A 14,683-nucleotide genomic window follows, 5' to 3' on the forward strand; every position below is an offset into this window, starting at 1 on the left:
GCCACTCCTGTTACAACTATAGTATATCACAACAAACTGCAAAAGGAGCTCATCAAGAAAGCTAACAACAAGCAGGACTACAATGCCATCGCGGACGAGATCTTCCGGCTAAAGGAGCAGAAAGAAAAAGCTGCCGTCGACAGCCACAGCCGCGAGGAATCCATGAAGCGGATCAAGGAACTGCAGGACTTCATCGGCCAGCAGGCAACCGAGGTCACAGACTTCGACGAGGAGCTTGTCAGACGGCTCATCGAAAAGGTCACCGTTTTCACCGACCACTTTACGGTCGAATTCAAATCCGGTGTAAGCGTCGATATTACAGAATAAGAGCAAGCTGCCCTTGGGATTAACCGTAAGGGCGCTTGCTCTCTTTTATTTGTGATCTATATTTTTTTCACTTGTCGGTATCCATCCCAGCATTTGCAAGGAAGTCTTTTATCTTTTTCTCAAATTTGTCGGCCCTGACCAATGCTAACCCTTCATTCTCATCTCCAAGAATCACCAGCTTGCATCCGCCGGTCAGCCCGAACAATTCCCGCGCTTCTTTAGGGATCACGATCTGGCCACGTTCGCTTATTGCGACTGTCCCGAATATATGCTTACCGGCAGGTGCCGGTGCCAAAGGCGTATTCTCTACACGATGTTCCCGGATCAGACTGTCAATGGTGACCCCGTAGACGTCAGCCAGAATGGCGCACTTCTCTATATCCGGTATTGTCTCACCGCTCTCCCATTTCCCATATGCCTGACGGGAAATATCTATTTTCTCCGCTATTTCCTCCTGCGAAAAGCCTTTTAATTTCCGCAGCATAATCAGATTCTCTTTCAGCAAACCAAAATCCTCATTTCTGTAATGAATTAACCGACTGGATATAAAAATCGCTATGAACGGTATGTATTACATGATCACTTGTATCTGTCTCCACAAGACTGCAATTTTCTCCGATGTATGAAACGGCACGCTCTGCCTGCTCACGCGATGCGGCGCACAGGTAAGTTCCGTCATCAGCCACCTGTTCTTTTGCATGGATGTACACACATGGAACTTCAATATCCGACAGAATATCTTCATGCTTTAAACCATGATTCCAGCTCAAGTCGTAAAACCGTTCCCCATATGCAAAATCATACTCTCTTGCATATTCAAACACAGACCATATGGAAGAAGGAAGGAATCCGATCTTTACTGCTTTATCAGGATGCTTGTCATGATACCCCTGGGCATAATTTGCAATACCGGGCATCGCGTTTTTCATAAACAGCTGTCCCCAGTAACAGTGGCGGAGGTAATAAGCTTCCCAGCACTCCGTCTTGTCTGAATTATTGTATTCATGCAAAGTCTTAAACGTGTCCTTATAGGCAAAGCTGTCCTCCCAGCCTTCTCCCTCCGTCGAAAATATCGGAGGATCTTCAAGCACCACGCCAGCAATGTTCTCACCGCCGTATGCCGCAACATATGCCGCCGTGATCGCTCCGTTAGAATGCCCCGAAACAACTGTAGGCTTCCCGATGACATTGTTGATAAACCAAATCAGGTCGTCGCCGTTCACATCAAGATAATAGAGGCTTTCATCATGTGATGATTCACCGTGTCCGTATACATCGACGGCGTAAATATGCCAGTTCCTACTGAGCTCGGGCATGACAAGCGCATAGTCTTCCCAAATGCTCATCTGTCCGTGGATCAGGAGAAGCGGAGGTTTGTCATTCTCAACCTCTCCGTAATTGATGATACTGCCGGTCGGTAATGTGGTCTGCTTTTCAGCAGCATGAACTTCCTTCAACGCCTTCTCATATTTGTCATACCAATGAATGTTTCGATACCAATATATCCCGAATGCTATACCAGCTATGGCGACAATGATCAGGATAATTATTAAAACGATTTTTACCGCATTCATTTCGCACCCTCTTTCAGTAGTTTCTATACTAATTTTACCCGAGGGCGTGCGTTGTTTCCACCAACCAAACGTGGCATATTTATATGACTTTTGTCATCTTTGGTTGCATATCAGCATACATTCATGTGTCTTCTATAATTTTCCGACATCTATCCTGAACACTCAATAAACCCCTGACATCTAACTCGAACACCCGACCCTGACATCTATCTCGGCAACCCAACCCTATCACATTTTAGCCATAAATCGGCTTTGGATAAGTTACCACGGACAAGTCTCCCGCTCGACCATTCCGAGACGATCGAATCCCGGAAAGTGTCTGATTTCAAAGGCTTTTACACACCTTAGTCCCTGACCCTTGACATCAAGACAACCGTCTCCACGTGCACCGTCTCCGGGAAGTTGTCAAAGGGGCGGACGCGCTTCAGCTCATAGTCATGCTCCCGGAGATATTTTATATCCCGGGCGAGGGTCGCCGGATCGCAGCTGACATAGATGAGGCGCTCCGGAGACATGGAGATGATAGTTTCCAGGCATCTTTCGTCGCAGCCCTTTCTGGGAGGGTCCACGCAGACAAGGTCGATCCGCTCTCCCGGGTGCTCCGCATGCCAGCGCGGCAGGAGCTCTTCCGCTGCCCCGGTGAAAAAATATGCATTTTCAATGCCGTTCCGCTCTGCATTTTCCCTGGCATCCCGGACGGCATCCGGAATGATTTCAATCCCGTAGACTCTTCCCGCGGCGGCTGAGAGGAGGAGGGAGATCGTTCCGATCCCGCAATAGAGGTCAAAGACATTCTCCGTCCCGCTGAGCGCGGAAAACTCCAGTACGGTTTCGTAGATCCGCTCCGTCTGTACCGGATTCACCTGATAAAAGGAAAGAGGCGAGATGCGGAAACGGATTCCCTGAATCCGGTCCTCGATGAAGCCGGGGCCGTAGAGATTCACGATCTCCCGCCCCATGATGACATTGTCTCTCCCCGTGTGGATGCTGAAGGAGAAGCTTCTCAGTCGGATCTTGCTCCGCGTTCTCTTTCCTCTATTCTCCCGGCCTTCCTCCTTACCTGCGGAAGGGAATTCCGCTCCGAAGCCTTCTCCCTCCGAGCCTTCCGGATCGGGAGTCTCCGCCTCTTTTAATTCTGAGAGGAGACTCTCCCAATGCGGGAGGCTTCGTCCGTTTATGACAAGACAGAGCATCCATTCTCCGCTGTAATAGCCCTTCCGGATAAGCGCGTGCCTTATAAGCCCCTTCCCGCTCCCTTCGTCATAGGGCGGGATATCAAAACGCTCCATCCAGCGAAGGAGGATGGAGAGAATATCCCGGTTCTCCTCCGCCCCGATCAGGCAGTCCTCACAGGGAATAAGCCGGTGGCTCCTTCCCGCATAGAATCCGGCGGAAGGCCTTCCCATCCGATCCCGTGCGATCGGATACTGGGCTTTGTTTCGATAGCGGAGCGGATTCTCCATCCCGACGATCGGATCCGAAATTTCTCTCAGAAACGCCTCCTCCACGCCCCCGATCCGGCAAAGATCTGTGAAAAGCTTTCGCGTTTTGAACTTAAGCTGCGCGGAATATTTAAGGCTCTGAAGCTGGCAGCCGCCGCACTGTCCCGCGATCCGGCAGGGGGCCTCCACCCGATCCGGGGAAGGGGTGAGGAGCTCTATAAGCCGCGCAAAGCCGTAGTGCTTCTTCAGCTTCAGAGCCTGGGCCAAAATCCTGTCTCCGATGAGGGCTCCCTTTACCAGCCAGACAAATCCATCCTTTTTTCCGATCCCGAGTCCCTCCTCGGAAAGGTCCGTGATCGTGAGTTCCAATCGTTCATTCTTTTGCATCTTTACCCCATCGCTATACTGAAAAAATCTCCCTGACCCCTCCTTCACGTTGTCTGCCGTCCGCTGTCCAAAGCCCAGAACTGCTCTCCCATAGTCTCTGAGACACAGTCTATCAGTCGCTTTGCGGCCGGGGAGGCATCCCGAAGGGAGGGAAGGGAGATCCCGAGCGTGACATACTGCGGGGGAGAGAAGGGGAGCTCCGCGACCTCTCCCTTCCATCTTTTCGAGATCAGACGCTGATTAAAGCTGATGCCAAGCCCCGCTTCGACCATATTGTAGGTTGCAAAGCCGTCCCTCGTCGAGAAGGGGCTATGCGGCCGGATCCCATATCGACTGAGGAGGCGATCCTGATCGGTGTCCTGATCCGGTGCGGTATGAATGAAGTCCTCCTCCGCCAGTCTCTCCAGAGGAAAGGAGGCCTCTCCCGCAAGAGGATGCTTCTTCGGAAGCCATACGACAAGCTCATCCCGAAAAATCGGAAGCCAGTCACAGTCCCTTCTCCTCGGCTCTGCCCCGAGACAGCAGTCGACGGAGCGCTCTCCGAGCCAGTGCGACATCTCTTCGTTTCCTCCCTCCCTGAGACGAATGATGATCTTCGGATAGCGCTTCTTAAATCTCTTCAGGATCTCCGGCATCCACATCGCGGAAATACTGTAGTAGCAGCCGATTGTGAGGGAGCCGCTCACAATGCCTCGGATCTCCGCCGCGGATTGCTCTGCCCTCTGCTGTGCCCTCCGCAGCTCCCGGAACAAGGGCAGCATCTCCTTCCCGTTTTCCGTGAGACGGACACCACGTCTGCTCCGGATAAAGAGGGGAAAGCCGAGCTCCTCCTCCAGCGAGCTTATCATCCTGGTGATCCCGGACTGCGTATAGTCCAGGCGCTCCGCGGCCGCGGTCAGGCTTCCCTGCTCCGCGGCAAGAAGGACGGCTTCGCATTGCAGGGCTTCCACGGCGTCTCTCCTTCCGCTTCATGACAGAATGTCATGACTTTCATGATACTTCTCCGTTTGCGTCATAGTTGCTTTTATTCTACAATTCAGTTAGGAAAAGAGCAAGGAAAAGCAGGCTCAGGCCGGGCACAGAGCTCAGGCGGAAAGGAAATTCTATGGACGGTCGCTTACCTTTTTCGTGTGATTATCTGCAGGGCGCTCATCCCAGGATCTTGAAGAGGCTTTCGGAGAGCAATTTCGAGAGCGAAGCGGGCTATGGGGAGGATTCCTTTTCCGAGGTGGCGAGGGAAAGGATCCGCCTGGCCTGCGCCTCCCCGGACGCGGAGATCTATTTTCTCCTCGGCGGCACCCAGAGCAATGCGACGGTGATCGATGCTCTCCTTCGGATGTATCAGGGCGTGATCGCGGCGGACAGCGGCCATATCAATGTCCATGAAACCGGCGCGATCGAGGCGGACGGACACAAGGTTCTGACACTGAAAAACCACGAGGGAAAGATCTCCGCATCGCAGATCGAGGCCCTCCTCCTCGCCTATCAAAATGACGAAAACCAAAAGCATATGGTCATGCCCGGCATGGTCTATCTCTCCCATCCGACCGAATACGGAAGCCTCTACTCGAAGGCGGAGCTTCGCGAGATCAGTGAGCTCTGCCGCTCATATCACATTCCCCTCTATCTGGACGGCGCAAGGCTCGCCTATGCCCTGGCCTGCCCGGAAAATGATCTGAGTCTTTCGGATATCGCAAAGCTCTGCGATGTCTTCTATATCGGAGGGACAAAGTGCGGTGCTTTACTCGGAGAGGCCGTCGTCATACCAAAAAGGGGCCTGATCCCTCATATGACTTCTATCATAAAGCAGCACGGCGCCCTCCTCGAAAAGGGGCGAATCCTCGGAATCCAGTTTGACGAGCTCTTCCGGGATCGGCTCTATGAAAGGATCGGTGTCCCGGCCATACGAGAGGCCGGGAGAATCCGGAACGCCCTGCTCGCGATGAACATTCCGCTCTGCTTTGATTCCCCGAGCAACCAGATTTTCTGTCTCCTGGAAAACCGCTTTCTGCGGGCTCTCGCAGAGAAAGTGGATTTCAGCCTCTGGGAAAGATATGACGAAGCGCATTCCATCATCCGCCTCGCGACAAGCTGGGCAAGCCGCCCCGAGGACAGTGAGGCGCTCATCGCCTGCTTCGCGGAAAAGAGCGGGAGAAAGGCGGGCTGAAGCGGGAAAGAGGGGGGCGGCTGAGGCTTCAGAGCAGCTGTTCCTGCTCAAGCCGAAGTCCGCTCCGAAGCATCTCTTCGATCAAGCTGTGAAAAATCCGGTACTCCGGATCTCCGAGCAGAGCCTCCAGTTTCCTCCGATAGCTCTCCCCGCAAAGCGGAAGAGCTCTGTCCCTATAGCTTCTCAGGGTCTCGGTGTCCATTCGGTACGGTTTTAGCTCCGGGACGATATTTCGCTTAAGCCTTGCGAAGATCCGAAAGCCTCCGAGGTCGATATCACTCCAGTGGAAATAGGAAATGGCGCTCCCCGCCCTTTTTCCCGCCTCATAGATTTTCCGAAACCAGCGTCCCCTCAGAGGACTGTAGAAGCCTCCGTGCCAGATCACGAGCTCTAAGGGAGAGCGTTTTTTCAGATACCAGAGATAATTTGCGAGATTTTCGATAAAGAGCACCCGCTCCACCCCGGAAAGCTCCAGTCTTTTGATATGCCGAAATGTCTCGGAATTCAGGTAGGCTCCGTAACATTCTCCATAAAATCGGATGGGCTCCTCTTCTTCCAGCCAGACGGAGATTCCGCCGCAAAATTGCAGTACCTCCGGCCAGCGGCAAAGACCATAATTCTCAAAAAGAGTCTCATCTCCCTGTCCTTCATACGGAGAATTCCGATCAATCTCTCGAAGAATCGAGAGAAGGGGAGCCTTCAGTATTTTCTCGAAATATTTGCTGTCCCCATAATTTCTTGCGCTGAATACCCGCTCTGTCTCCTCAGTTTTGTTTTTATAGAGAAAGAGAAGGGCCTGTAAAAGCTCTCCATTGATTCTCTCTCCTCTTCGGAAAAAGCGCGGAATCCTCTGCCTCTTTTCTATACTCTCCAGCATATCGAGGAGAAAACGCCGGATTCCAAGCTGCTGCTCCGCCTCCCCCGTTCTCCCCTCCCGGGCGGAAGGGGCCCCGGACTCTTCCTGACTTTCGGAAGCCCTGTCCTCTACCTCTATCGCAGAGAGCGTCTCCTCGATATTGATTCGAAGCCTCGCAAGCTGGGAGGAAAGAGGCGTCCTGTCAAGAAGATAATAAGCCCTTTCTCTTGCCTTTTCCCCGGAGAGAAGCCAGACGGACTCTACGAGATTTCCCCTCTCATAGCGGAGCCAGCTGTAGTCGAGGATGCCCTCCTCCTTCAGCTGGTCCAGCTCTGAGAGAAAGCTTTTTTTCTCATCGATATTTTCCATTGCCTGCGAGAGCGCGGCCTCCTTCATGGGATGAAGCAGTCTGCGCCGCCCTCCCTCATCCCCCTTTCGAAAGCCCGCGCTCCTTTCATAGCGGTCCAAAAGTGTCCTGAGAAGATATTCTCTATAGTTCATCGCGACTCTCCGCCCGGCTCATAGCCCGACTCCGGCTCTGTCTCCTCCTCGATCTCTCTTGGGTCAAAATACCGGGTAAAGGAATGGTGATGCTCCCGATAAACCGCGATGTTTCGGTCTACAATGGGCGCAATGTCCGGTATCTTATCCGGCGGCGCGGAAAAAATCGCCTGCAGCCCGAATCTTCGGAGAAGGACAATGCTCTCCCGGATCCTCTCCCCGTCCATTTTACTGAAGGCCTCGTCCAGTATGATGAGCCGGATGGTATTGGCCGCCGCGCTTCCCTTCATCCGGATCCGGCAAACCTGAGAGAAGGACGCAAGGAGTGAAATATAAAAGGGGAGCTGGGTCTCTCCCCCGGATTTTTTAAGGAGCGTCTTTGAGAGGCGCTGCTCCTCCCCCTGCTCATTGCTCACAATAAGGTCAAAGCTCAGATAGGTCTTATAATCCGTAAATTTCGCAATATTCTTTTCGTACTCCCGCTGCCTCTCCGCGGAAGGCTGCTCCTCGCTGATGACGAGGAGCTGAAAGAGCTCATCGATCTGCTTTTGATATTTTTTGTTAAAGGATTCCGAGGCGATATTCCAGCCGCCCGTATCCATGAGGAGAGGGTCTGTGATCATATTGTAATAATCCCTGTACTCCGATCTCGGACTCAGCACAAAATGATAGCGGTCCGTTCCGAAAACGCTGCGGCGAAGGGATTCATTCAGCTCTTGGATCTGTTCCCGGACCGATTCCACATTGGACTTCAGCTTCGCGATGAAATCATCCCGGAACTGGGCATAGGCCTTCTCCTTCGCGTCTCGGATCTTCCCGATATATTCGGGGAGCAGAATCTCCTTCTTCTCCCGAAGCTCCCTGTCGTAATCCTCATTGGAGTCCCTGTTCACGTCAAAGGGCATCCTGTAGAGAGAATTATAGCGCATCCTGAGACGCCCTCTCTCATCGAATTTTTTCTTGATCTCATTTTCCGTCAGTTTTGCCGCTCTCTGAAAGCTTTCCCGAAGGGAAAGGCTCGTCCTAGCGCCCTTCCGGGCCTGCTCTTTTAAAAAGCGCACTTCCCCCGTATTCTCAATCCAGTCCGGGGAGAAGTTCTCGGATATCGCCTCTTTTATCCTCTCGACTTCCTTCCGGAGTCTCGGAAGCTGTTCCTCCGACAGGAGCCTTCTCCTCTCCTGAAAGCTGCCAAGCTGCTTCTGGAGTCTCTCCCGTTCGTCCTCCCGTCTCTTCTGCTCCGCTCTCTTTTTCTGAATCTCCTCCCGGAGCCGATCGACATAGCTTAGGTCCAGCTTCTCAAGCTCCGCGGAAAGAATCTTCACCCTCTCTTTGAGTTTGGGAAGCTCCCTATAGGCACGGAGTGACTCCGCATGACTTTCCGCCTCATAGCTGGACAGAGCCTCCGCACGGCTCAGCTCCTCCATAAGCGCATGGTTTTTCGCCAAAATCCTCTCTTCTCTTTGGAGCTCCTCCTGCTCCTCCTTCAGCTTTTTCAGCAGGATCTTCGTGGATTTCCGCCCGATAAAGGGATCCTGATATCGCCTGGGATCGATTTTTCTCGCCACAAAATTCTTATAGAGCATAACGGAACGCGTAATGGAGGTCCGATGCTCCTTCAACTCCTCCACTCTCTCACACTTCATGACCTGTCCGAGGAGGTAGTCGATGAAAATGCGCGCGTCCTCATTTTCGGCCTCCAGCTCTTCCGCAAGGGAGCCGTCCCGCGCCTTAAAGCTCCCGCTCCGCTTAAGCTTTCCGATGTCGACAAGACCGGCATCATAGAGTCCCCGCTCTCTCCGCACTTCATCGTAGATTTTCAGAGCCTCTTCGTAATACTCCTCCGGGAGAAGGAGATAGAATTTCTGCCGGTCCAGATAGGCCTCAACCGCATTTCTCCACTCCGGATTCCGGACCTCCAAAAGCTCTGCGAGGATGGATACCGTGACCGTGTGAGCAGTCCTCTCAAAGAAAGTCTTCTCAAGGACCGCCTTAAGGCCGGTGACATAGGAAGGATAGGGCTTAAATCCCTTCTCAAGATCCCGGATCTTTGCCTCAAGCTCCGAAAGACGGGAGGAGAGCTGTCTCCTCCTTGCGCGAAGCTCCTCCCGATAGAGAAGGAAATCCTCCTTGAGCGCTGTGAGCTTCTCCGCCGCCAAGCGGAAGGGGAAGTCCGAGCTCTCCTCCGGCTCCCCTCCCTCCTCTCCGGGAAGACGAAGGCGGGAGAGCCGATCAAGCAGGGTGCGCTGCTCCTCCCCTCCCCGAAAGCCGCATTCCTCCGCCCTTTTCAGCCGAAGGCTCCAGTTCTCCCCGAAGCTTCGAAGCTTTTTCAGAGCTTCCTCCGCGGAGCCATGAAGCGCCCGGATCTCCTCCTCCGCCTCAGATATCCTTCCCTCCAGCTCCCTCGCCTTCTTTACAAGGTCGGAGCCGTGATACTCCTCCTCCAGCTTTTCGAGCTCCCAAAAGAGCTCTTCCCCTTCTCTCCGCAGAGACTGAATCCTCTCTTCCGTCTCCCGAAAAAGTCGCTCTGTCTCCAGAAGCTGTGCCTTTAAGCCCTCTTCCTCCCGGAGATACCCCTCCTTTTCCGCACGGACCACGATATAGCGCTGCTGCTTCAGCTTCTCCTTTTCCGCCTCATATCTCTCACTGAGAACCCGAATCTCCGTCAGCGCCTCCACCTTTTCCGTCGTCCGCTTCGCCTCATCCTCCAGGCTCTTGTACTGGCGGATACCGCTCTGCATCTCTTCCACGCGGATCTCATGCTTCACATCGCAGATCGACTCCGTGATGAATTTTTCGATATCTGTGATCGGCGTAAAGGGCACCGCTTTTTTAAAAAGGAGCCGGTACTTCCTCTTGATCTGGCCGAACTTTCCCTCCGTGACCTCCTGATAGCGGCGATTCGTATCATAGAATTCAAAGCCCTTCTTCCCCGCATAGCGATTCAGAAAAAGCTTCAGCCCGTTCAGGTCATAGGGTATGTCCGTCCTCTCGTCGATGAAGCAGTTCTCCGGAATTCCTTTCTGCGGGATGAGAAACCAGCGGTAATTCACCGAAAGCTCCCTCCCGCAGTCCGCGGCAAATCCCACCGTAAAGTATTTCCCCTTCTCCGTATCATAAAATTCCAGTGCGACATAGCTCGTGAACGGCCCCGTGCGAAGATACTCATAGCCCGCATCCCCATCATCCCCCATCTCCCCGTAGAGATACCCCTTGAGAGAGCGGACGGATTTCTGATTGGCCGCTTTATTAAAATAGGACCCGCTGCTGTCTCCGAGAATTACCAGCTGCAGGGCGTCGATAATAGTGGACTTTCCGGCCGCCGTCTTCCCCGTCAGGAAATTGATCATATCAAAGTCGATCAGTTCCTTCTCATAGCTGTACCAGCGGATCATGAGCATTCTCGTCAGCTTCTTCATTTCCCTTCGTCCTCCGCGGAAAACTCTTCTCCCTCCTCCGAATGGGACTCGCTTTCCTCCCCCGCCAAATTCCCGTCCCCCTCCTCGAGAAGTCTGTGCATCCCCGTGATCTGCTCGTTGGAGACCACAAAGAGGATCGTGGGCAGGATCAAAAGCCTCGTATCCGCGTCCTCCCACCTGCCTCCCGCCTTTTCCAGCAGGCGAAAATGCGAGAGTATGCGAAGGGAGGAGGAGAGCGCCAGGTTTGAGGGCTTCTTCCGGATCGCACCGACCGATATCATCTTGTGCACGAGGTCCGCGACACTGACGAAGATCTCCCGCGAGAGGGAGAGCTTCTCTCTCTCCTCCTCGTAGATCAGGCGAAGCGTATAGAGGATCAGCGTGCTCTGCTTGTCGAGTCTCAGCCGGTTTTCATCATACTCGCTCTGAAGGCTGATCACGCCGTAATTATTATCCCTCTCAAGATGAAAGGCACTGTAGGAAAAATATTCCTGAAAAAGCTCGAAGTTCCGCTCCACAAAGAGATACTCCGGGTTTGTCCTTGCGATATGATCTGTGAAGTCATAGCTTCGGGAGAGAAGGTAGCTGTGGGCAAGAAGTTTATTCACCATTCTCCGGAACTGCTCCTTCTCCGTCATATTCAGCTTTTCAAACTGCTCCTCCAGCATTCCCCTCTCCTTCTCCCTCTCCTTCTCCTCTGTCCGCTCTTTTCCTTCCCTTTTCCCGGAAGCAAAGCCGCGGCAGGCTGCAGCCATTTCGCTCTACATTCCCCTGAAAGAACTCTACACTGAAGGGAGCCCTCTTTTCTTCCCCTCGAAGCGTGCCGAGGAGAAAGAGGATGAAGTCCTCCGGGGAACGGATCGAGGCCTCTTCGCTGTAAAGCTCTCCCCTCTCCCCCATAATCGAGAGGATGTAGCGATCGATCTTCGCATCGCTGTACTGTCGGCGAAGCTCCGTGAGAAAGCCATCCACCGCGGCGGGGCTCTCCACTCTCCTTTCGAGAGGCTTCGCCTTTTCCCCCTCCCTTCTCTCCCCTTTGATCCGGTGGTAGAGAGACTGGCTGTCCAGGAAGCGGTGCCGGCTGAGGAGGAGCTTCCCCCTCATCTCATTGAGAATATCCTCTCTCCCGGCGTTTTTCAGAAGATCCACCAGATTTCCTCTCGCGCTCCGGTCTGCATTTACGATATAGCGAATCCTGTCAATGGAGGCATTCACATACTCGTTGTGCTTCGCATCCACTCCGGCAATCAGTTCCTCGATATTCTCGTAGGTATTGATGACGGCATTCAGCATGGCATAGCTCTCTTCTCTGCCCTGCTCCTCCGAGGAGAAGAGCCTTCTCCGGATCCCCTGTCCGACGATGCGGTCCATGACCTCCCGATCCATACTCCAGGCATTCAGAATGCGGAGGATCTCCCCCTTAAAGCGCGGCACGGAATCGATCGTCTTAAGGGGATAGTAGATCTGATCAAAGAGCTTCTCCTTGTATTGATCCAAATGCTCTCTCAGAAGGATATTGATGTCCTGCTGCCCGGCGAGGCGCTGATAGTAGCGCTTGATGCCATTAAAAAGGCTCTTTAGCTCATCCACCAGTTTTTCCGTGTTCTGATGGGCGCTCAGAAGAGCCTGAAGCTGAAAGTCCGGATTCTCTCCCGCATTTTTGAGCGCCGCATAGCTCGCATATACGTAGCTGTTGTACTCCCGGATCCTCTCATGGGAAAAATCATAGAGGAGATCCATGAAGGCCACCGCATAGTCCGGTACCGTCACGATCTCCTCAAAAGAGCCAGGCTCATACTCGATCTCAATCCAGCCGCAGTCCCGGAGCTTACGGAGCAGGAGGTGAACCTTGCCGGAGAGATCCTGGCTCTCCCCCTCCTCTCCGATCTCCATGGCCTCCTCGGAGAAATCCGCCGAGAGAAAGCTGTCCTCCAAAGAGTCCAGCATCATGGAGAAAAGCTCCGGACGGCGGATCAGAAGCTCCGTCTTAAAGGCGGTCCGGAGCACCATGAGCGCATCCACATAAAGCTCCTTTTTCTGTGCGCTGAGGATGCTGAAAAAGCGCTCCGGAATGATTTCAAAAATCCTCATAGAGGGAAGCTTCCTCCCCGGCGAAGCCCTGCATGCGGTTTTTCGGCGTTCTATGCCGCCGCAGTAGTCTCCGCCTCACTGCTGCCTGCCGCTTCACTCTCTCCTCCCTCTCCGGACTCGGCTGCGGAAGCGGACTCCTGAGCGCTCTCTCCGGAGCCTCCTTCGTTGATGTGCTCCTCCACGGTATAAGAATCCACGCCCCGCGTGACTGCCTCAGTCTTCAGTTCCTCCAGCGTCTGGAAGCCGTTGAAGTCGAGAATCCTCGAGATGCCCAGGAATTTGACGCCGGTATCAAACTGCACATAGTTTGTGGGGGTGCTGAAATAGCTGTCTATGCTGTAGCTTCCGTCCGGCTTCAAGAGGATCTGTGAAAAGCTCCCGTAATAGTAGTAGTTAAAATTCTGGTCGAAGCCGGCCTCCGGGAACTTCACATTTGCCGTCACCTTATAGACAAGCACCATGCGGTTTCCGCTTCTTCCCTCCTTCTTCGCATTGAGGAAATAGTTCCCGATATATTCCGCCCCGCTGTAGCTGACACCGGAATTGGACTGCCATGCGAGCTCCGCCTGGAGCTTATCCACAGTATCCTTCTTCATCTTTTCGAGAAGCTCCTCAGGAACCTCACTGTCCTTTTCCGCGTAGGCCGCGAGATTCTCAATCTTATATTCCTTTTTGAGGGGGGAGGGAGCGATCCCATGCTTCTGAATGAAATAAGAGACTCTCTCCTCATCGATGCTGGCCGTGACGCTGTCCCCATTCTTCAGATCATCCCTCTTGTCCAGCTCGATCGTGAGCTCCCGGATAAAATTGCTGTCGTCCTGAATCTCAAGGCTCGCCCTTCCGTTCGGAGAGGTCCCATCCAGCCTCAGCTCAATCTGCGCAAACGGATCAAAGGTCCTGATCTCCTCCAGTCCCTCCACCGTAAAGCTCTGATCCTCATGCTTCAGCTTGACCCCGAAGGTTTTCCGGATATCGCGGTCATCGTCCTTGTCCAAAGACCAGTGGAGCTGCACGGAGTCCCCGTTTTTCAGATCCGTCCTCTCTTTCGTATCGAGATCAGCGCTCACTTCGAGAAAGCGCTCGTAGAGGAAATCCGCCGGATCGTCACCTCGGGCAGCCCTCTTATAGGATCTCGCAAGCCTTCCCCGGCCAAAGCGGATCTTTTTCCTCCAGTCAGAGAGGAAGCGCTCCCGATCAAATTGGAGCTCCGCCTTCCCATATCCGTTATAGCCCTCATAGCTCACGCTGGTATAGGTACTCAGGTCGATGGTCTTCGTTTTACCCGTGAGCATAAGGGCGATCCCGACGACAAGGACGAGAAGAAGCACCGCTCCGATTCCGATTCCGAGGAAAAGAGCGGTTCTTTTTTTCTTCCCGGGTTCTCCGCTCTCTCCGCTCTTTACCGTCTGGTAACTCGTTCCCCCTTCTTCCTGAGCGGCCTTCGCTGCATTCTCCTTCTGCTGCCTCTCCGGCTTTTCCGAATTCTCCTTCTGCTGCACCTCCGGCTTTTCCGCGTCCTTCCCTTCCCCTGCTTTCTGCCCCTCTGCCTCAGTATTCTCCGGCTCCTGCTTTTCCTCCGCCGCGCTGTCCTTCTCCGCGGTCTCTCCGGAGCCCTGCCCCTCCTTCTTTTCCATCTCTTCCGGAGCCTGAGCCTCGCTGCGAAGAGCCGCATCTTCTTCCTTCCCCTCAGAGGGTTCCGGCGGCAGAGCTGCACCGCAATTTTGACAAAATCTCGCGTTTTCCTGTATCTCTTCCCCGCAATTCTTACATTTCATACGTACTCTTCTCCTTCCGCAGATGCCGTTCTCCCATCGCTGTCTCACCGGATAAGCGTCTGTCCCTTCCGATCAGGGATCCTTCCGGACAAAATCAGCATAATTCAGGCGCCCGGCACTGTCAAGTAAATCTCCACAGCGAAGGTC

Annotated in this window: 10 protein-coding genes and 1 pseudogene; 2 read left to right on the forward strand and 9 right to left on the reverse strand. The window is 53.6% G+C overall.

What is annotated here, in order from left to right; translation table 11 throughout:
- Positions 1-327: pseudogene (locus HMPREF1986_RS13320) on the forward strand (hypothetical protein); the annotation flags it as partial.
- A gap of 67 nt (positions 328-394) precedes the next feature.
- Here HMPREF1986_RS13320 and HMPREF1986_RS09800 read toward each other — a convergent pair.
- The 4 genes from HMPREF1986_RS09800 to HMPREF1986_RS09815 all read right to left on the reverse strand — a co-directional run bounded on the left by HMPREF1986_RS09800 (position 395) and on the right by HMPREF1986_RS09815 (position 4,680).
- A complete protein-coding gene (locus tag HMPREF1986_RS09800) occupies positions 395-832 on the reverse strand; it encodes a helix-turn-helix domain-containing protein (protein WP_021774683.1) in 438 nt (145 codons plus the stop codon).
- Positions 833-842: 10 nt separating this feature from the next.
- Complete coding sequence (locus HMPREF1986_RS09805) at positions 843-1,901, reverse strand: alpha/beta fold hydrolase (protein WP_021774684.1); 1,059 nt, start codon at positions 1,899-1,901, stop codon at positions 843-845.
- 344 nt (positions 1,902-2,245) lie between these two features.
- Positions 2,246-3,730 (reverse strand): 23S rRNA (uracil(1939)-C(5))-methyltransferase RlmD, encoded by a 1,485-nt coding sequence (rlmD, locus tag HMPREF1986_RS09810; RefSeq protein WP_036600219.1) that lies wholly within the window; start codon positions 3,728-3,730, stop codon positions 2,246-2,248.
- A gap of 44 nt (positions 3,731-3,774) precedes the next feature.
- Positions 3,775-4,680: a LysR family transcriptional regulator gene (locus tag HMPREF1986_RS09815; RefSeq protein ID WP_021774686.1), complete on the reverse strand. Its 906-nt coding sequence runs from the start codon at positions 4,678-4,680 to the stop codon at positions 3,775-3,777.
- Positions 4,681-4,835: 155 nt separating this feature from the next.
- On the opposite strand from HMPREF1986_RS09815, the gene HMPREF1986_RS09820 reads away from it, so the two are divergent.
- Complete coding sequence (locus HMPREF1986_RS09820; protein ID WP_021774687.1) at positions 4,836-5,897, forward strand: threonine aldolase family protein; 1,062 nt, start codon at positions 4,836-4,838, stop codon at positions 5,895-5,897.
- Positions 5,898-5,925: 28 nt separating this feature from the next.
- On the opposite strand, the gene HMPREF1986_RS09825 is transcribed toward HMPREF1986_RS09820, so the two are convergent.
- The 5 genes from HMPREF1986_RS09825 to HMPREF1986_RS09845 are packed head-to-tail and all read right to left on the reverse strand — an operon-like array spanning position 5,926 to position 14,536.
- Positions 5,926-7,254: a Wadjet anti-phage system protein JetD domain-containing protein gene (locus HMPREF1986_RS09825; RefSeq protein ID WP_021774688.1), complete on the reverse strand. Its 1,329-nt coding sequence runs from the start codon at positions 7,252-7,254 to the stop codon at positions 5,926-5,928.
- Positions 7,251-10,670 (reverse strand): ATP-binding protein, encoded by a 3,420-nt coding sequence (locus HMPREF1986_RS09830; RefSeq protein WP_021774689.1) that lies wholly within the window; start codon positions 10,668-10,670, stop codon positions 7,251-7,253. The genes HMPREF1986_RS09825 and HMPREF1986_RS09830 overlap by 4 nt, the downstream gene beginning before the upstream one ends.
- Positions 10,667-11,338 (reverse strand): DUF4194 domain-containing protein, encoded by a 672-nt coding sequence (locus HMPREF1986_RS09835; RefSeq protein ID WP_021774690.1) that lies wholly within the window; start codon positions 11,336-11,338, stop codon positions 10,667-10,669. The genes HMPREF1986_RS09830 and HMPREF1986_RS09835 overlap by 4 nt, the downstream gene beginning before the upstream one ends.
- The gene (locus HMPREF1986_RS09840; protein WP_021774691.1) at positions 11,319-12,761 is read right to left on the reverse strand and encodes a Wadjet anti-phage system protein JetA family protein; all 1,443 of its coding nucleotides are present in this window, start codon (positions 12,759-12,761) and stop codon (positions 11,319-11,321) included. The genes HMPREF1986_RS09835 and HMPREF1986_RS09840 overlap by 20 nt, the downstream gene beginning before the upstream one ends.
- Before the next feature lie 50 nt (positions 12,762-12,811).
- Positions 12,812-14,536 carry a zinc ribbon domain-containing protein gene (locus HMPREF1986_RS09845; RefSeq protein ID WP_021774692.1) on the reverse strand — a complete coding sequence of 575 codons (1,725 nt, stop codon included), beginning with the start codon at positions 14,534-14,536 and terminating at the stop codon, positions 12,812-12,814.
- Between the last annotated feature and the right edge of the window lie 147 nt (positions 14,537-14,683).

Source organism: Oribacterium sp. oral taxon 078 str. F0263 (assembly GCF_000469565.1).
In the GTDB taxonomy this organism is placed as follows: domain Bacteria; phylum Bacillota; class Clostridia; order Lachnospirales; family Lachnospiraceae; genus Oribacterium.